This window comes from Chryseobacterium amylolyticum, from assembly GCF_051011775.1.
GTDB lineage: Bacteria > Bacteroidota > Bacteroidia > Flavobacteriales > Weeksellaceae > Chryseobacterium.
In genome coordinates this window covers 853,153-872,869 of record NZ_JBPCHX010000001.1, presented here as the reverse complement: position 1 = coordinate 872,869, position 19,717 = coordinate 853,153, and the positions used below count along the sequence as shown (strand labels likewise).

Genomic DNA, 19,717 nt, shown 5'->3' with positions numbered 1-19,717 from the left:
AAAAAATTTTCACAGATCTGACAGCTTTCAAAATCTTGAAAAATAAAAAACAGATCCCAATCTGGAATCTGTTTGCATTCTATCAAATAATTATCAAAATAGAGTTTTGTACTCTTAACGCTTTTTTATTTAAGGGTAAATTTTACTTTCGTTTTAATTGCATCTGAAGAACTTCCAATCATGGCTTCAAAGTCTCCCGGCTCAGCGACCCAGTCATGTTTTTGAGCATCAAAATAACTTAAAGCTGTTTTATCAATCGTGAAAGTAACTTCTTTCTGCTCTCCCGGATTCAGGTATACTTTTTCAAAGCCTTTCAGTTCTTTTGCCGGACGTGGTACAGATGATTTTAAATCACTGATGTAAAGCTGGGCAACTTCAGCACCTGCTTTTTTACCCGTATTTTTAACCGTTACTGTAAAGGTGATCTTACCATCCTGTGATATTGTGGTCTGGTCTGCTTTCGCTTTTCCAAATTCAAAAGTGGTATAGCTCAAACCATGCCCGAAGCTGAACAGAGGTTTTATATTTTTAGTGTCATGCCAGCGGTAACCTACAAAAATGCTTTCGTTGTAAGTAATATTAATCGGATTTTTCTGATCTTTACCTTTTCCTGCCGCCAGTTCATCTTTCTGCCCCGGATATTCTCCAAGCTGGTGTGCTGAATTGTCTTCAAGTTTTACAGGAAAAGTAAACGGAAGTTTTCCTGAAGGGTTAGCGTCTCCTGCAAGAATTGCTGCAATAGAATTTCCCGCTTCAGAACCCAGATACCAGGCCTGTACAACGGTAGGAACTTCTTTAATCCATGGCATGGCCACAGCATTTCCTGATACCAAAACTACTGCAAGGTTTTTATTGGCTTTTGCCAGAGCAGAGATGATCTGATCCTGATTATAAGGCAACCCATAGCTCTTCCTGTCATTTCCTTCGCTGTCCTGGAAATCTGCCTTATTCAGGCCGCCTACAAAAATTACATAATCAGATTTTTTGGCCAGTTCTACAGCTTCATTCAGTAATTCAGCTTCAGAACGGGTATCTTTTAAATCCTGACCGGATTTTACCCCATTATATTCTCCTCCGATATCCCCTACATATCCTCTGGCATACTGCACATCAGCCTGCTTTCCAAATCTGGTTTTGATTCCGTCCAAAGGCAGCGTTTCATATTTCACTTTTAATGATGAAGAGCCGCCGCCAACAGTCATTATTTTGATGGCGTTTTCTCCGATAACTGCTATCTTTTTAGCTTTATTAAGATCAATCGGAAGAACATTTCCCTGATTTTTTAATAAAACGATTCCTTCTTCACCAATTTCTTTGGCAACCGCTTTATGCTCTTCAGAAGCAATATTGCCGAAAGGCTTGTTGCGGTTCATTGTAGTTTTATAGGCGAGGCGGAGTAACCTTGTTACTTTATCATCAAGTTCTTGAGTGCCAACTTTTCCAGCTTTAATTAAATCAAGATAAGGCTTTGCCAGATAATAATTGTCATAGGCATTTTTAGTTCCTGCAGAAAGGCCGTTCGTCCATGATCCGAATTCAAGATCAAGACCATTATGAATAGCCTGTTCCGTATTGTTGACAGCACCCCAGTCAGATACCACAACACCCTTGTAATTCCATTCTTTCTTTAAAATATCATTTAAAAGATATTGGTTCTGGCTGGCATACTGGCCTTTGTACATATCATAAGCTCCCATGATCGTCCATGAATCCCCTTCTGTTACTGCTGCTTTGAATGCAGGAAGGTAAATCTCATAGAGCGCTCTGTCATCTACATTCACATTACTGGTATGACGGAACATTTCCTGGTTGTTCAGGGCAAAATGTTTCACAGAAGTTGCTACACCATTAGACTGTACACCTTTGATATAGGGAACCACCATCTTTGAGGTCAGATAAGGATCTTCTCCCATATATTCGAAATTTCTTCCGTTTAGCGGAGTTCTGTAAATATTAACTCCGGGGCCCAGAAGAATATCTTTCTTTCTGTATCGGGCTTCTTCACCCAGCGCTTTCCCATAGTTCCATGCCATTTTTTTATTCCATGTTGCGGATAAAGCAGTCAGGGCAGGGTAGGCGATGATAGAGTCGTTGGTCCAGCCGGCCTGATCCCATTCGTCCCACATCACTTCAGGACGAACTCCGTGCGGGCCATCCGTAGTCCAGAATTCAGGAATTCCCAACCTTGGAACGCCCGGTGAGCTGAATTTCGACTGTGCATGAAGCATAGCCACTTTTTCTTCCAGTGTCATTCTTGATAATGCATCCTGAATACGCTGTTCTACAGGTTTGGATTCATCTAAATAAACGGGAGTTTGGATATTGGTCTGAGCCATATAAGATGCAGAAATAAAAGTGAGTAAACTTATAATGACGGTTTTCTTTAACATAATGCCTTTCAGTTTGATTAAAAACAAAAGTAAAGAAAATTTTTATTATCTCAAATTGAGAAAATAAAAATTAATGAATAAAAAAACTGCCTGCTTGTTTGCAGACAGCTCATTATAAAGTATTTTTAATTATTAAAAAATGAAGAAAGTTGCTGAATTGACATACAAGTGAAAGAACTAAAAATCGAAATTGCAAATGGTAAAAGACAAATGAAGCTACTCCTATACTTTCACTCAATACCTTGAACCCTACAATACTCCTAACACAGTGCCTGGATTCCTACGGAATGGACAAATTAAGTACTTTATCTATACGTCTACCTTGTCCATTCCGTAGGAATCTACACTCTTATCCTCAAACCCTCTTACTCTCCAGCTTATCAGTCCCATCCTTTCACAGCACCTCCTTTGAAAATTTCCTTAGCTTTCTTTTCCACTTCAGGAGACTCATAGGCTTTTACAAAGTTTTTTACTTTCTGGCTGTTTTTATTGTCTGGTCTTGCTACAACTACATTCACATAAGGAGAATCTTTATCTTCAACAAGAACTCCCTGTTTTTCCTGATCTAAGCCTGCCTGAGCGGCAAAATTGTTATTGATTATCCCTACCACAACATCCCTGTCGTCCAGAACTCTTGGAATCTGTGCGCCTTCAATCTCCATAATTTTCAGCTGTTTAGGATTTTCTGTAATATCAGTTACTTTTGGAAGAAGTCCGACTCCTGCTTTTAATTTCAATAATCCGTTTTTCTGCAGCAGAAGCAATGAACGCCCTCCGTTGGTCGGGTCATTTGGTATAACAATCGTACTGCCATCCTGCAGTTCACCAATATTTTTAATCTTTTTTGAATAAGCTACAATAGGATACACAAATGTATTGCCTACAGACACAAGATTGTAGCCTCTCTGCTTGGACTGTTCCGTTAAGTAAGGAATGTGCTGAAAGGCATTGGCGTCAATATCTCCATTGGTTAACGCTTCATTGGGAACTACATAATCATTGAAAGGAATCAGTTCTACTTCCAGATTGTATCTCTCCTTGGCTACTTTTTTCGCTACCTCAGCAATTTCCTGCTCAGGGCCATAAGTGATCCCGACACGGATAAAATTCGGATCGTCCTTTCTTCCCGAACAAGCACTGAACAGTAATATCCCCGCAGCCAATAAACCAAAAATCTTTATTCTTTTCATTCTATTTTTTATTTAAAATTAAGATGAGAGTAGCTAAATTATGAATGGTAAATTTGAAAATTGGCCAACCCATACTCTCATACCCTCCGATTCTCAAACCCTCAAACCCATATCCGGAACCAACTACCTGTGATCAAATCTTTTTGACAATCTGTCACCCATGAACTGGATAATGAAAACCAAAAGAACCAGTAGAATCAAAACCGTATTCATAATGACAATATCATATCCGATATATCCATACTGGTAGCCCACCTGTCCAAGTCCTCCGGCACCTACAGCACCTCCCATTGCAGAGTAACCTACAAGGGTAATCAGAGTGATGGTTGCGTTGTTGATTAATGAAGGAAGTGCTTCAGGAAGCAAAACTTTTCTGATAATCTGTAACGGAGAAGCTCCCAGCGCTCTCGCTGTCTCTATAAGTCCATGAGGTACTTCAATAAGGCTGTTCTCTACAAGTCTCGCAATAAAAGGTGCTGCTCCCACGCTCAGCGGAACCAAAGCGGCATTCACTCCGATAGATGTCCCCGCCAGAACTCTGGTAAAAGGAATCATCCAGACGATCAGGATAATAAAAGGAATTGCACGGAAAATATTAACGATGATGGAAAGTCCTCTATGATAGAAAGCATTTTCCAGCAGTTGGCCTTTTCTGGTTAAAAACAACAGGATTCCTACCGGAAGCCCCAACACAAAACCGAAAAAGCCGGATAAAAATGTCATGTAAACCGTTTCCCAGGTTCCTTTTGCCAAAAGGGCAATTACCGCGTCACTAAGCATATCCTTTTACTGTATTTTGAATTTTATTTTGATTGAAATAATAGATCGCCTGTTGGTTTTCCTCCGTTTCACCCTGAAGCTGTAGCAGAAGTTTACCAAAATTGGAATCTCCGAAGTATTCCACGTCAGCTTTTAAAAGTTTATAAGGAATTTTATATTGGTTGTATAGTGTTGAAAGAATTTGTTCAACACTGACGTTTTCGTTAAGTTCTATTTCTATCAGCGGAAATAAACCTTCTTTGGGGTCTTTCTGCAGTCTGCTGATGAGTTCCTGTGGCAGGGTCATGATGTCTGAATTTATAAATTGGCGGATGATCGGGTTTTCTCTGTCCGAAATAATCTCGCTTAATGTACCTTTTGTTAATAATTTTCCTTTGTCGATCACAGCAACATGGTTACACACCGATTTGATCACTTCCATTTCGTGGGTAATTAAAAGGATGGTAATTCCCAGTCTTTGGTTGATATCTCTTAAAAGCTGAAGAATAGATTGCGTTGTTGCCGGATCCAGTGCGCTGGTGGCTTCGTCACAAAGCAGAAGGTGAGGATCATTGGCCAGAGCTCTTGCAATAGCTACCCTTTGTTTTTGCCCCCCGGAAAGGCTCTTGGGATAATCGTTGGCTTTATCTTCAAGTCCTACAATCTTCAGTAATTCATTGACCTTTTTGTTAATCTGATCCTTATTGTTGTGATCTAACTCTAAAGGAAGCGCTACATTATCAAAAACCGTTCTTGAAGAAAGAAGGTTGAAATGCTGGAAGATCATTCCGATTTTTTTACGTTCCTCAGCAAGTTGTTTGGAGCTGAGTGCAGTAAAATCTTTTCCGTTAATAATAATCTGTCCCTCATCCGGCCTTTCCAATAGATTCACTGTACGGATCAGGGTACTTTTTCCTGCCCCTGAAAATCCTATAATTCCTACGATATCTCCTTTCTCTATGGTAAGACTCACCTTATCCAGCGCTTTAAAAGACTGTTTTTTCTGGTGAAATGTTTTTGATATGTTTCTGATTTCTATCATTCTGATTTTATATACTGTTTAAATAGGCTGATAGGGTCTGCCTGTTCTGTTTAAAAATCTCCTTACTCTTCTGATTTTGACCTTCGACCGTTTTGAAAGTTTGAAATACTTGGTCACATTCGTTAGAAGTACTCCCAGCAATATGATGAACAAACCATACAGCTGACCTCCATTGATGCTTTGATGGGCAACAATCCAGCCTGCAATCACTGTTACAATAGGATTGATATAGGTGTGAGTGCTTACCAAAGCAGCGGGTTTTACGGACAAGAGCCAAATGTACGACAAATAAGCGACTATCGATCCAAAGAAGATCAAAAATAGCACCCCGGACCATGCAGATAATGGAACTGCAGAAACTGAAAAACCAGTCCATTCTTTTCTGAAAAAAGCGATCAAAAAAGATGCTAATCCTGCTACTATAAGCTGTTGTGCAATATTCATAAAGGTAGATTGGGATGCCGGATTTTTCTTGGAATATAAAGAACCAAGAACCCATGCTATAGAGCTTAATCCCAAAACCACAAATGCCGTTATACGTAGGCTTCCGTCGGCAATTGCATGAGCATTTGAATTTACACTGCCCTTTAAAAATAGAACCAGTCCTACGAAACCAATAATCAATCCTATCGGAATAAATTTATCTGAAAAATAATACTTCCAGTTTTTTCTGTCGATCGCAATAAACCAGAATGGTCCGGTTGCAATAGAAATTGCGGCCTCGGAAGCTGTTACATATTGTTCTCCCCAGGCAACAAGCCCGGTTCCTCCGGTAAGGATAAGAATTCCGGTAATTGCATTTTTTTTCCAGTTGATGAGGGAATTTGCTTTTTCTCCTTTAGAAAGAAGATATCCGATCATCAGAATTCCGGCCACCAGAAATCTTAATCCCGAAAGAATAAATGGCGGAAAACCTTTCAAGCCAAATGAAATAGCTAAAAACGTAATTCCCCATATCACATAGATGTTTGTAAACGCCAATGGAATCAACCATTTGTTTTTAGAATTGCTCATTTTTATGTTTTTAATGTTGTTGTGTTCAATAAAAAAGGCCCTACAACGTGGTAGGGCCTTTACAAAATATGTCTAAATAAAAGTAAGGTCAACCACAGTATTCCCGATATACAGGCATACAGATATGCTTCATCATGTTTTTGATGGTATGTTTCTTCATTGAATTATTTTTTAATTCTGCCTTCATTTTATTTTATTTCCTGAATACGGTTGCAAATATATAATATAATTTTTATTAGTCCACTAAAAAAGTAGACAATTTAAATATTAATTTATTGTTAATAATTTAATTTGTTTAAAATCAATGTTTTGTGGTTTTTATTTTTTAATGTTAAAAAATAATTTACTGATGTTTTTTGACTTTTAATTGAATTTATGCTGAAATCATATCATAGATGAAGTTGTGAAAAACATAAAATAAATTAAATTTTTTGAGAATTGTGTAAAGTTTACTTCCGGGTGGTGAAATTTGATAAAAGTGGAGGAACTGCATTTATTAAACTAGTTAAATGCACAGCATTTCTGTTCACTGTAATTTAGCATCAAAATTAAAAGACATGGACAATAGAATATTAGGTCTGCACCATATTACAGCAATAGCAGACAACGCGAAAAGAAATTTAGATTTTTATACAAAAGTTTTAGGGGTAAGACTGGTAAAGAAAACCGTAAACTTTGACGATCCCGGAACATACCATTTCTATTTCGGAAATGAAAACGGAACACCGGGAACCATTCTTACGTTCTTCCCGTGGGAAGGAATTGGTAAGGGAACCAACGGAAGCGGAATGGCTACCCATATCGGCTATTCAGTACCGAAAGGAAGCCTTGAATTCTGGAAAAGCCGTTTGCAGGATTTTAATGTCAATGTGGAAGAAGGGGAAGTATTTGGTGAAAAGATGATCTCTTTTACGGATCCGGACGGACTTCAGTTACAGTTTATAGAACCTTCGGGTGATGACAACAGAAAAGTGTGGACAACTGATGATATCAAAGACGAATATGCCCTGAAAGGATTTCATAATGTTACTTTAACCCTAAAAAAAGCAGATCCTACGATCAAAGTTCTGACTGGTATTTTAGGATATGATCTGAAAAAACAGGAGGGGGAAAGATACAGATTGGCTACTGATGCCATTGATACCGCTAATCTGGTAGATATTATTGAAAACGATACCATTCCTGCCGGTAGAAATGCTGCCGGAACCAATCACCACATTGCATTCAGGGTAAAAGATGATAATGTTCTGATGGAATACCGCGAAAAAGCATTATCTGCAGGATTGAGCATCACTCCGAAAATCAACAGAGATTATTTCTATTCACTGTATTTCCGTGAGCCGGGCGGTGTTTTATTTGAAATCGCTACTGATAATCCGGGATTCACAGTGGATGAACCTCTGAATGAACTGGGAACCAACCTGAAGCTCCCTGTACAATATGAAGGAATGCGTGAGAAAATAGAAGGAGTGCTTCCGAAATTATCATAGATCATCGGCAGGCTCTGATAAAGATGTTAATTTTGAATTAAGAATTAAAAAACAAACAAAATGGAAAGAACAGAAATAGTGTTGGAAGGGAGAAAAGGAGAAATCCAGCTTTTCTCAGATGATCATAAAGCAGGTAAAATGGATATTTCAGTCATTGGAAAAAAACTGACTGTTTACCATACGGAAGTGAATCCGGAATATGAAGGAAAAGGCTTTGCTAAAATTTTACTGGAGAGGCTGGTATCTTACGCAAGAGAAAATGATTTAAAGATTCTGCCGTTGTGTCCGTATGTTCATGCTCAGTTCAAACGCCATCCGGAAGAATATAATGATGTCTGGCTGAAGGAAGAACTCTAATGAGTTTGAGAGTCGGGTTTCGGGATACGAGTTTTAGAGATTCGGCTGAATATGTTTGAGAGTAAGGGGGGAGTGGGAGTGTAGATTCCTGCGGAATGGACAAACTATGCGTCTTATCTATCCGCCCACTTTGTCATTCCGAATGAATCTAAATATTCTATGTAGCCTTTTAAGATGCGGGATTTTGAAGCTCAGGATACGAGTTTCTAGATTCAAGTATGAGAGTGGAAGGGTAAGAGGGTTTGAGAGTCTCGATCTTATTAACCCAAACCCCCGAATCTCGAACCCATCATAATAACCAATTAATAATTTTATCACTATGAACCTTATCACAGGACTGCATCACGTTACGGCAATTACCGGCAATGCACAGGAAAATATAGACTTTTATACCGGAGTATTAGGACTTCGTTTGGTCAAAAAAACAGTCAATTTCGATTATTCGGATGTTTATCATTTTTATTTCGGTGACGAATACGGAACACCGGGAACAATTATGACTACTTTTCCGTATGGCAAAGATCTGATCAATGGAAGACATGGTAAAGGAATGCTCAATACCACAGCTTTTTCAGTTTCCATAGATGCTCTGGATTATTGGATAAGCCGTCTGGAACAGTTTAATATTCCTTTTAAACAGCCTCAGCAAAGGTTTTCAGATGAAGTTTTTATTTACCTTGAAGATTTTGACGGGCTGGGACTGGAACTGGTTTTTAATGATAAGGATGAAAGAAAAGGCTATTATAATGGTTATATTCCTAAAGATTATGCGGTCAGGGGAATCCATCATGTTGAAATCTGGCAGGATGCCTATGAAAGAACAGCAGCTCTCCTTACCACTCAGATGGATCATAAAGTAATCAAAGAAAGTCCTGACAGACTGAGACTGGGAACAGAAAATCTGCCGGGAAAATATGTAGATCTGCTTTCTACGCCTAATGCCTTAAAAGGATTGGCCGGAAGGGGAACCGTTCACCATGTGGCTTTTGCTACTCCGGATGCGGTATCTCAGCTTGAAATGGTAAAAAGGTTAAATGCATACGGACTGGAACATACCGAAGTAAAAGACAGAAAATATTTTACCTCTGTCTACTTTAAAGAGCCGGGAGGTGTATTGTTTGAAATTGCCACTTCAGGCCCGGGTTTCGATGTAGACGAAGAAGCAGAGTTTTTAGGACAGGATCTGATGTTACCGCAGCAGTTTGAAAAAAGAAGAGAGCGTCTTACAGAAGTCCTTCCTGTAATCCAGTATCCAACAGAAAAATTCAGATAGAAATAATGAGTCATATTTTAAATATAAAAACAGCAGGAATACCATTGAATCAGGCGGAAAAAGCTTTGATTATGGTTCACGGACGTGGGGGAAGTGCTCAGGATGTCTTAAGTTTATCCCAGCATTTGAATGTGAAAGATTATGCGCTGTTAGCACCACAAGCCCTTAATCATACCTGGTATCCTTATTCATTTATGGCACCGGCAGATCAGAACGAACCCTGGCTTTCATCAGCTCTGGAAATGGTGGGAGAAACAGTGAAAGCAGCGGTGGATGCAGGGATTAAGCCAGAAAATATTTACTTTTTCGGATTTTCCCAGGGAGCCTGTCTTACCCTTGAATTTTTAGCCCGTAATGCTCAGAAATACGGTGGGGCAGCAGCCATTATCGGAGGAGTGATAGGAGATAAGATCAACCGTGGAAATTATAAGGGCGATTTTGCCGGAACTCCGGTTTTCCTGGGAACCAGCAACCCTGATTTTCATGTACCTGTGGAAAGAGTATACGCAACAGCCAATATTTTAAGAGACATGAATGCCGAGGTAACAGAAAAGGTATATGACAATTTCGGACACTCTATTAACGGGGAAGAGATTGAATTGTCCAACTCGATTATCTTTAATTAAGTACATTAACTTTGAATTATTTGTAATTTTTAATGATCCTTTAAGTGGTTAGTGAAGATTCCTACGGAATGACAATGTGAGCGGATAGATAATGCGCATACTTTGTCATTCCGTAGGAATCAAACCAAATGTATAAATTAGCATTCAATAGCGGCGGGCTTTAGCGCCAAACAAAAAAATATAAATCACTGGCTTTAGCCAAAACCTAAATAATCCGAACCTGAAAACTAACTTCTGATCTCTAATTTCTAACTTCTGAAAAACATGCATGAACAACTACTTTTAATACTGGGGCTTTTATTGCTGGTGATGATGCTGGTGATGCTGGCACAGCGGATTAAAATTGCTTATCCGATTTTTCTGGTGCTGGCCGGATTAGGGATCAGTATGATTCCTGGCGTACCCATTTTAAAACTGGATCCGGATATTATATTTTTAATTTTCCTGCCGCCTCTTTTATATGAAGCGGCCTGGTATACCTCATGGAATGATTTCTGGAAATGGAAACGCACTATTAGTCTGCTGGCTTTTGGTCTCGTATTTCTCACTTCTCTGGTGGTGGCCTGTACTTCACAGATGCTGATTCCGGGGTTTACACTGGCATTGGGCTTTTTGTTGGGAGGAATTGTTTCGCCGCCGGATGCAATTGCAGCCACTACTGTTTTAAAAGGACTGAAGGTTCCCAGGCGTACCATCGCTATACTCGAAGGGGAAAGCCTGATTAATGATGCTTCATCATTGATTGTTTTCAGGTTTGCGCTGGCTGCCGTTATGACAGGTGCTTTCTCAATGCATGAAGCAACAGGGCAGTTTTTTCTGGTGGCAGGAATGGGAGTCGTGGTAGGAATCGCAGGGGCTCATATCTTCTACGCCATACACCGTTTTTTACCTACAACACCGGCGATTGACGCTGCTATAACAGTGATTACTCCCTATATCCTGTTCCTTTCTGCGGAGCATTTTCATTTTTCCGGGGTGATGGCTGTGGTGAGCGGAGGACTGTTCATGTCTTTCCGTGCGCATGAAATTTTCAAAACAGGAACCACAAGAATCAACATGACAGGAGTCTGGAATACCCTGATTTTTGTAATGAACGCCCTGGTTTTTGTATTGATAGGCCTTGAACTTCCGGATATTATCAATGGATTGGGAGAAACCTCATTAATGGAAGGAATAAAGTATGGATTAATCATAAGCCTGATCGTTATTGCAGTACGTCTGCTGTGGATCTATCCTGTAGCTCATCTTCCAAGATGGCTCAGTGAAAAAGTCCGTCAGGATCCAAGTCCGGGATGGAAAAACCCTTTGATTATAGGATGGGCAGGCATGAGAGGAGTAGTTTCCCTGGCAACAGCACTCTCAATTCCGGTGATGATGAACAGCCAGGAAGAATTCCCTATGAGAAACCTTATTATTTTTATCACATTTGTTGTGATTTTTGTGACCCTGGTATTTCAGGGGTTGACATTACCTTTAATCATTAAACTGACAAAAATCGGGGAAATAGACCCTATTCTTCCTTCCCATGAACAACAGGCAGGAATTCAGATCAGGTTGGATAAGCTGGCAGTAGACCAGCTTGATAAGAAGTATACTGAAATCCTGAACAGCAATAGTCTTCTGATCAACTTAAAAAAAACGCTGGAAAATGATATTAAAATTCACCAGAATCATTTAAGTTCCCTTGAGATGTGTACCAACAGGCAGAATGATATGGCAGAATACCACAAAGTGATGCTGGATATATTTGCATTGCAGAGAAACGAATTGTTTAAAATGAAACGTGAAAAACTCTTCAGCGATGATGAAATCCGAAAAGCAGAATCACAGCTGGACCTGAATGAGCTGAAAATTACAGGGAACAGGCATTTGTAGAATGACGAGGGATGCGGTTTTTGAGTTGGAGAGTCGGAGGGTTTGAGAGCTAGTAGGGGTGGAGGCAGGTTTCGAGGTTCGGTTACTGAGTGGGAGCATTTGGGAGTAAAAGTGTTTAGATCTCTACTGAATGGACAAACTAAGCACTTTATTTATCCACACACTATGTCATTCCGCAGGAATCTGAATCGTCATTTTACCTTTTACGTAAACAATATAAACATTAAACCCTGAACCTTGAACTTGAATTTTAAACCTTAAACAAAATGAAAACATTACATTTTTTAGTGATTGGAAAGAATCAGGAAATTCTTGATACTTTAAAAAGAGTTATAGAGAATAATGAAGGCTGGACGGCAGAAATACACAGTGATGAAAATTTCTGCTATGACTATATAAAAAATAATACCGTAGATATTGTCCTTTTAAGCTCCGGCTTAGAAGATGATTTTGAGAAAGATATAAAAGTTTTTTGTGACGGTTTAGACAAAGATGTGAAAGTAATTGACCATTATGGAGGAGGAAGTGGACTTTTAAAGAACGAAGTTTACAGTCTTTTTCCTAATTTGCAGGGGTAAATCCTGCGCTATGTTTGAAAATATCATCAAAAATATTACCCGGTTCATCACAATCACTCCGGAAGAAGAGAAAGTTTTTACAGATCTGCTGGTATGTCAGTCTTTCCCCAAGAAAACAGTTTTGTTGAGGGAAGGAGAAGTCTGCCAGTTTGAAGGGTATATTCAGAAAGGATGTTTGAGAATGTATTGTCTGGATGATGATGGCACGGAAGTTACACTTCTGTTTGCCATTGAAGACTGGTGGATCAGTGATATTGCCTCATTTCAGGAACAGAAACCTTCTAAGGTTTTTATCGAAACACTGGAAGACTCGGAAATCTATATGCTGAATCCGGCGACAAAAGAAAAACTGCTGCAGGAAGTTCCCAAATTCGAAAGAGTTTTCAGAATGCTGGTGCAGCGAAATCTTGCCACCCTTCAGGGCAGGTTGGTAGACACTATTTCCAAAACCGCATCTGACAGATACCTTGAATTTATCAAACTATATCCTTCGGTCCCGCAAAGAGTTGCACAGTATTATATCGCTTCTTACCTTGGGGTTTCAAAAGAATTTGTAAGCACCATCAGAAAACGTCTTGCTTCAAAAGAGAAATAAAACTTTGAAAATGTTTTATCCGCAGATTTACCGGATAACTAAACAAATTTTTGCTCTTGATGACTTTACGTTTGAAACCACCCCGTCAAAAATTCTCTGAATTTTCGCCACCCCTCTGGAGAAGAGGAATTTTTACATCTTCATTTGTGGAATTTGTGAATAGGGTAAAGATCGTGATTGAATAGGAAATTGCAAGACTGGATTCCTACGGACTGACAAATAAGACGTTTTAGTTTATCCGTATAGCTTGTCATTCCATAGCAATCTAAATAAAGTTATTCTTTAAAATATCTATAAAATTAAACAGGTTTAAGAGTAAAACATACTTGTGTTTTTCCAAAAACAACAATCCAATATAACCACACTCCCGGATACAAAAAGTTTCCTGAATTTTTTTTGCTGCAAAGTCATTTATTAAACTAGTTAAATGTGCAGGACTTCCAACATCTCTAAATTTGTCCTATCAAACAAGAACAAATAACAATCTGATATGGACAGAAAAGATTTTTTAAAGAAAGGATTATTGGGAACAGGAATGTTTGTAGCGTCAGCCTCTCTGGCAAGTGCTATGAAAAATGACATCGATGAGATCGAACCATTAGAACCGATCGGATACAATCATCTTCCCAATACAGAATCAAAAATAAAAGAAAACTCTGTGATCCACAGAGCTGACACAAGAGGAAAAGCAGATCACGGCTGGCTGCTAAGCAATCATACTTTCAGTTTTGCCAATTACTATAATCCTGAAAGAATGCACTTCGGAGTACTGAGAGTCCTGAATGACGATAAAGTGGAAGCAGGAAGAGGTTTCGGAACGCATCCTCACGATAATATGGAGATCATCAGCATTCCTTTGGAGGGCGATCTTGAGCACAAAGACAGTATGGGAAATACAGCTGTGATCAGAAGCGGAGATATCCAGGTAATGAGTGCTGGTACCGGAATTATGCACAGCGAGTTCAATAAAAACAGTGATAAGCTTGTAAAATTCCTTCAGATCTGGATTTACCCTAAAAAAAGGAATGTGACACCGAGATATGACCAGATCACTTTAGACAAAACAAAAGGTCACAATCAGTTTCAGCAGATCCTTTCTCCCAATGCAGATGATGAAGGGGTATGGATCCATCAGGATGCATGGTTTCATTTGGGAACCTTTGATCAGAATACAGAAACCGGCTATCAGATCAGAAAAAAAGGAAACGGAGTCTATGCTTTCATCTTGAAAGGAAGCGCAGAAATAGGCGGTGAGACTTTGGAAGAACGTGACGGCTTCGGGGTATGGGATATCCAGGGTCTCAATATCAAAGCCCTTAAAGAAGGTACGGAAATCCTTCTGATGGAAGTGCCCATGACGCTTTAAGATTAGTGAATGTCTTTTTAATGGCCAATGCCATTTTAAAATAAAAGAAATAATGAACCTGGTTTCATTACATTGTTGATACGGCCTCCTTTTTTTAAGGGGGCTTTTTTATAAAAAATATGGTAACGATTACATATCTGACAAGCAATTTATTTAAATAAATTTTGTGAAACTTTATATCTTTTGAACAAACCCAATCTAATTTCCTCTCCTTCAACTCTAAGACCTCAATCCTCAACGAAATTTGAAAAGTCAAAAAAAATCCCGATTTTTGCACTCCTTCAATAAACCCGAGTTCATGAAATTATGTATTGCCGAGAAACCCAGTGTTGCCAGAGATATCGCCAAAGTATTGGGCGCTACCACGCCTAAACAAGGCTATATGGAAGGCAACGGCTATTGCGTAACATGGACGTTCGGACACCTTTGCACCCTGAAGGAACCTCATGACTACGGTCCGCAGTACAAATCCTGGAATCTTTTTTCACTGCCGATTATTCCCAACAGTTTTGGAATTAAGCTGATCCCGAATAAAGGAGTGGAAACCCAGTTTAAAGTCATTGAGAAATTGGTAGAAGAATGTGATGAGGTCATTAACTGCGGGGATGCCGGGCAGGAGGGAGAACTCATTCAGCGCTGGGTATTGCAGAAGGCAAAATGCAACAAACCGGTTCAGCGTTTATGGATTTCTTCCCTGACGGAAGATGCTATTAAAGAAGGATTTGCAAGTTTAAAACCTGCAGAAGATTATAAAAATCTGTATTTGGCCGGAAACGCCAGAGCGATAGGAGATTGGCTATTGGGAATCAATGCTACAAGGCTTTTTACGAAGAAATTCGGAGGTAATAAAGCAGTTTTATCCATTGGAAGGGTACAGACTCCCACACTGGCGATGCTGGTTCAGCGTCAGAAAGAAATTGATGCCTTTACCACAGAAGAATATTGGGAGCTGAAAACCAGATACCGTGATGTCCTTTTCAGTGCAGCGATTGACCGTTTAAAAACGTTGGAACGTGCAGAAAAAGGATTGGAATACCTTAAAGTAAATCCATTTGAGATTGTCTCTTTCGAAATTAAAGAAGGAAAAGAAAAAAATCCACGACTTTTCGACCTGACCGGACTTCAGGTGGAAGCCAATAAAAAATACGGGTATTCTGCAGAAAATACCTTGAATTATGTGCAGAGCCTTTATGAAAAGAAACACGTAACCTATCCACGTGTTGATACCACTTACTTATCAGACAGTTTATATCCGAAAATAGCAGGCATTCTTCAGAAAATGTATCCTTATCAGGATCTGATTGCCCCGCTGCTGGAAGCTCCGATTCCAAAATCAAAAGCTGTTTTCGACGATACGAAAGTAACCGATCACCATGCCATCATTCCTACGGAAATTCCGCCTTCCCAGAATCTGAGCAGGGAAGAAAAACTGATTTATGATCTGATTGCAAAACGTTTTATCGCTGTATTTTACCCGGAATGTAAAATTTCAAACACATTGGTGGAAGGAAAAGTAGGAACCATTCCTTTCAAAACAAGCGGAAGACAGGTTCTTGAAGCAGGATGGAGAGCCGTTTATGCCAAAGAACCTAAAGAAGAAACCACCGATAAGGAAAAAGAAAAAGAGGAAGAACAAACCATCCCTGAATTTACTGTAGGAGAAACCGGACCCCACGATCCGATGATCCACCAGGGAAAAACGACTCCTCCCAAACCTTACACTGAAGCAACCTTGCTGAGAGCCATGGAAACAGCCGGAAAACAGGTTGAAGATGAAGAGCTGCGTGAAATGTTGAAAAACAATGGTATTGGAAGACCTTCCACCCGTGCCAACATCATTGAAACCCTTTTCAAAAGAAAATATATTGAAAAGAAAAGAAAAAATCTGATCGCTACCCAAACCGGAATCCAGCTGATTGACACCATCGAAGATGAACTTTTAAAAAGCCCGGAACTGACTGGTGAATGGGAATCCAAACTCCGTAAAATTGAAAAAGGCGAGTACGAAGCCAATCTTTTCAAAGAAGAACTGATCCAGATGGTTACAGAACTTACGGAAAAAGTAGTGTATGGAAAAGGAAAAGTAATTACCCTGCAGGAAGAGGAAAAAGAAGAAGTGAAGGAAAAGAAAAAAAGAGAACCTGCACAGAAAAAAGAATTACAGTCCTGGGAAGAAACAAAATGCCCGAAATGTAAAGAACATACTCTGATCAAAGGAAAAACCGCAGTCGGATGTTCCGATTTCAAAAACTGCGGCTTTAAAATTACGTTTGAGATTTTTGGCAAGAAATTATCCGATAAACAGCTTTTAGACCTGGTATTAAAAGGAAAAACCTCAAAATTAAAAGGTTTCTCTACCCACCCGGAAGCGATTACAGAAGGTGTTCTGACTTTAGGTGATGATTTTCAGGTACAGCTTGGTTAAGCTATATCGAGATTCCTACGGAATGGCAAACTGTACGGATAAACTAAGCATCCTATTTGTCATTCCGCAGGAATCCAGCCTCATACTTTTCTAGTTATCATTAAACAATAACCATTTATCGGAGATAAAATCATTGCGCCTTTGCATTTTCCAGCCAAGCTATACCGAGATTCCTACGGAATGGCAAACTGTACGGATAGACTAAGCATCGTATTTGTCATTCCGCAGGAATCCAGCCTCACATTTTTCTATTCAATCACAATCTTTATTCTATTTACAAATTTTTCAGCTGAAGACGTAAAAATTCCCCTCTTCCGGAGGGGTGGCAAAAATTCAAAGAATTTTTGACGGGGTGGTTTTACGTTTTCTGAACACATAATCATCAAGAAATCTCAACATTAGCTTTTTTCTGCTTAATAAACTGAAAAACTGATCCAATGATAAAAAGCAGTAAAAATACAAGAAGAGTCTGTCCGATTACCGGATCTTTGATGTCTTTAGCCAAAGGATGGCCTATCGGAACCCTTGTGAAAGTCTCATTGATAGTAGGAACTAATGACAGGAAAAAGCTGAATGACAATAAAAAATTTTCAAAATATCTGGCCTTCTTGCTTTTCTTTTTTTTGGCAAAAAGAAAGTAGGCAGCAGAGATCAAAACGATGATAAACAGCGAAAATACATGCCCGGCATTAAAACCGCCATGTTTTGAGATTCCTAATGCTGTAAGTGATGTAATGGCAGTAGTATAAAAATATACTTTTCCCGACCGCTGGGCCAGGTCAATTTTACCATATTTGATAAATCCTGTAATAGCTCCTATAAGAGCAGCAATACCGATAGCGGTATGAAAAATTCCTAAAACTGATAGATTCATATTGAGATGATTTTAAATTGATACACATTCAGTTTCTCATGAAACTGATGGTACAAATTTGCGGCAGAAATATCGGAATGGTTTTGTGATTTGGTTCAAGTATTTGAGAGTTTGGTTCAACAGAAAAAGCATTTCTTATTGTAAAGGAAATGCTCTTAATCGCATAAAATATTGTCAGCTATTTTTTATGTTCCAGACGATATGCAGACGGGGAAATATGATATTTATCGCTGAAGTTTTTTGTAAAAGTGGCCAGATCATTAAAACCGCAGTCAAAAGCGATATCGGTGATACGTTTATCTGATATTAACAATAGTTCGGCAGCCTTTTCCAGTTTTTTATTTCTGATATAGTTGGCGGGTGTATCATGATATAGCTTTGCAAATTCTCTTTTGAAGGATGATACACTCAGGTTGCTTTGGTCTGCAAGCTGTTCGATTGTGAGCTGTGAAAATAAATTGGCTTCAATAATTTGCTTAAAAGAATAAGTGGCGGGAGAGAAAAGCTGTGAAAGAATCAATTGAACTGAATCCGCATTCTGTGACTGGGCCAGCAGCAGCATAATCTCTTTTACCTTAAGAATTAATATATCCTCATTAATGAGCGAAGGATTTTCAAAGTAAAAAAGCAGTCCTTCTATATATTTTTGAATCAGGAAATCATTATTTATTTTCCCGCTTGATTTGTTAGAAACCGTATTGACAGGCTTTTGCAGTAGTAAAGGCAGCTCCCTGTCATAGATCTTTTTCAGGATATCCGGATAGAAAGTAACGATGACGATCTTGCAGTCCTCTGATTTTGAATGCTGAATATGCTTTCCTGCGCTGATACAGTTCAGAAGCAGAGAATAATCCGGAGTAATGTCGAATTTCTGCTCATCTGTGCTATATTGAAACTCACCTTTGATTACATACAGAAAACAGGCCTGCTCTGAAACCGGAAAATCATATCTGAACGGAGCTTTCAAATCAATTTTCTGGATCAGGGTTTTTCCAAACAATTCGTATTTTTTGTAATCATTCAGCATAATTGATGAGTTCTGTTTTGAAGAGAAACAAGTTAATTAATTTCCTGAAATAATAACCATTTTACCGGAGATAAAATCTTTGCGCCTTAAAAGCATATGGCTTTAGAAATAACCTGCGCCTTTGCGTTTTCCAACCAAACTATACCGGGATTCCTACGGAAGATAAGCTGTACGGATAAACTAAGCATTGTATTTGTCATTCCGCAGAAATCCAGCCTTATATTTACCTTTAATATTTAACATTTTCACGATCTAGAATACCTGGACTGAAAATGTGACATTTCAACATTGTTTTTTTTCTGCTTTTTAAAAATTACACTTTTCATTCCTTACTGTTTAAATGAATGTTTAAATTTACATATAAATTCAAATCTATGACACCAGAGAAAAGAAAACTCATTACAGACAGCTTCAGCCGCTCGGAAACCTTGAAATTCTATAAAGCAGAACTGCTGGAAGTAGAAACTGATTTTATATCCATGAAGATTCCCAAAATGGAAATGATGACCAGAAAAGCAGGAATGTTCAATGGGGCAATGATTGCTTCCTTAGTGGATGTTTCTTCAGGATACGCAGCCGTGAGCCATTATCCTGAGGACTGTTATGTAGTGACCGTTGAGCTGAAAGTGAATTATCTTCGTCCTGCAATGGGAGATGCTCTGGTTTCAAAATCTTATGTCATTAAAGGCGGAGGAAAAATCATTGTGGTGAGAACGGAAATCTATGTACAGACTGAAGGTTCTGAATCGGAAAGTCATGTAGCGACTTCCTTAGTGACCATGATGAAAATAAAATAAGGCATCAAGGGAAATAAAAAGACAGAATATTCCCTACAT

Annotated in this window: 17 protein-coding genes; 10 read left to right on the top strand and 7 right to left on the bottom strand. The window is 39.0% G+C overall.

The window, feature by feature from the left end; translation table 11 throughout:
- Positions 1-125 precede the first annotated feature (125 nt).
- From ACR1PO_RS03810 to ACR1PO_RS03790, 5 genes are all read right to left on the bottom strand, one after another.
- The gene (locus tag ACR1PO_RS03810) at positions 126-2,390 is read right to left on the bottom strand and encodes a glycoside hydrolase family 3 C-terminal domain-containing protein (protein WP_332387754.1); all 2,265 of its coding nucleotides are present in this window, start codon (positions 2,388-2,390) and stop codon (positions 126-128) included.
- A 380-nt stretch (positions 2,391-2,770) separates the two neighbouring features.
- Positions 2,771-3,580, bottom strand: a complete 810-nt coding sequence (gene metQ / locus ACR1PO_RS03805; RefSeq protein ID WP_433985896.1) for a methionine ABC transporter substrate-binding lipoprotein MetQ — start codon at positions 3,578-3,580, stop codon at positions 2,771-2,773.
- Positions 3,581-3,703: 123 nt separating this feature from the next.
- Positions 3,704-4,360 (bottom strand): methionine ABC transporter permease MetI, encoded by a 657-nt coding sequence (metI, locus tag ACR1PO_RS03800; RefSeq protein WP_332387753.1) that lies wholly within the window; start codon positions 4,358-4,360, stop codon positions 3,704-3,706.
- On the bottom strand, positions 4,353-5,381 hold the full coding sequence (locus ACR1PO_RS03795; protein ID WP_433985895.1) for a methionine ABC transporter ATP-binding protein: 1,029 nt from the start codon (positions 5,379-5,381) through the stop codon (positions 4,353-4,355). The genes metI and ACR1PO_RS03795 overlap by 8 nt, the downstream gene beginning before the upstream one ends.
- Positions 5,382-5,399: 18 nt before the next feature.
- A complete protein-coding gene (locus ACR1PO_RS03790) occupies positions 5,400-6,395 on the bottom strand; it encodes an EamA family transporter (protein ID WP_433985894.1) in 996 nt (331 codons plus the stop codon).
- 557 nt (positions 6,396-6,952) lie between these two features.
- On the opposite strand from ACR1PO_RS03790, the gene ACR1PO_RS03785 reads away from it, so the two are divergent.
- The 9 genes from ACR1PO_RS03785 (at position 6,953) to ACR1PO_RS03745 (ending at position 16,980) form a co-directional block, all read left to right on the top strand.
- Positions 6,953-7,885 carry a ring-cleaving dioxygenase gene (locus tag ACR1PO_RS03785; protein WP_433985893.1) on the top strand — a complete coding sequence of 311 codons (933 nt, stop codon included), beginning with the start codon at positions 6,953-6,955 and terminating at the stop codon, positions 7,883-7,885.
- Positions 7,886-7,945: 60 nt separating this feature from the next.
- A complete protein-coding gene (locus ACR1PO_RS03780) occupies positions 7,946-8,242 on the top strand; it encodes a GNAT family N-acetyltransferase (RefSeq protein WP_047433770.1) in 297 nt (98 codons plus the stop codon).
- Positions 8,243-8,561: 319 nt separating this feature from the next.
- Positions 8,562-9,515, top strand: coding sequence for a VOC family protein (locus tag ACR1PO_RS03775; RefSeq protein ID WP_332387748.1), 954 nt, complete (start codon positions 8,562-8,564; stop codon positions 9,513-9,515).
- A 5-nt stretch (positions 9,516-9,520) separates the two neighbouring features.
- Positions 9,521-10,141 (top strand): alpha/beta hydrolase, encoded by a 621-nt coding sequence (locus tag ACR1PO_RS03770; protein WP_433985892.1) that lies wholly within the window; start codon positions 9,521-9,523, stop codon positions 10,139-10,141.
- Positions 10,142-10,405: 264 nt separating this feature from the next.
- Entirely contained in the window at positions 10,406-12,016 is a 1,611-nt protein-coding gene (locus ACR1PO_RS03765) for a Na+/H+ antiporter (protein ID WP_433985891.1), read from the top strand.
- A gap of 266 nt (positions 12,017-12,282) precedes the next feature.
- Positions 12,283-12,594: a hypothetical protein gene (locus ACR1PO_RS03760; protein ID WP_433985890.1), complete on the top strand. Its 312-nt coding sequence runs from the start codon at positions 12,283-12,285 to the stop codon at positions 12,592-12,594.
- 10 nt (positions 12,595-12,604) lie between these two features.
- Positions 12,605-13,189, top strand: a complete 585-nt coding sequence (locus ACR1PO_RS03755; RefSeq protein WP_332387741.1) for a Crp/Fnr family transcriptional regulator — start codon at positions 12,605-12,607, stop codon at positions 13,187-13,189.
- A 490-nt stretch (positions 13,190-13,679) separates the two neighbouring features.
- Entirely contained in the window at positions 13,680-14,555 is an 876-nt protein-coding gene (locus tag ACR1PO_RS03750; protein ID WP_433985889.1) for a pirin family protein, read from the top strand.
- A gap of 298 nt (positions 14,556-14,853) precedes the next feature.
- Positions 14,854-16,980 (top strand): type IA DNA topoisomerase, encoded by a 2,127-nt coding sequence (locus ACR1PO_RS03745; RefSeq protein ID WP_433985888.1) that lies wholly within the window; start codon positions 14,854-14,856, stop codon positions 16,978-16,980.
- Positions 16,981-17,362: 382 nt separating this feature from the next.
- Here ACR1PO_RS03745 and ACR1PO_RS03740 read toward each other — a convergent pair whose 3' ends face one another.
- Positions 17,363-17,854, bottom strand: a complete 492-nt coding sequence (locus ACR1PO_RS03740) for a hypothetical protein (protein WP_433985887.1) — start codon at positions 17,852-17,854, stop codon at positions 17,363-17,365.
- Positions 17,855-18,032: 178 nt separating this feature from the next.
- Positions 18,033-18,881, bottom strand: a complete 849-nt coding sequence (locus ACR1PO_RS03735; protein ID WP_433985886.1) for a helix-turn-helix transcriptional regulator — start codon at positions 18,879-18,881, stop codon at positions 18,033-18,035.
- Between the two features lie 374 nt (positions 18,882-19,255).
- Here ACR1PO_RS03735 and ACR1PO_RS03730 point away from each other — a divergent pair, with 374 nt between their 5' ends.
- A complete protein-coding gene (locus tag ACR1PO_RS03730; protein ID WP_332387737.1) occupies positions 19,256-19,678 on the top strand; it encodes a PaaI family thioesterase in 423 nt (140 codons plus the stop codon).
- The last annotated feature ends 39 nt before the right edge of the window (positions 19,679-19,717 follow it).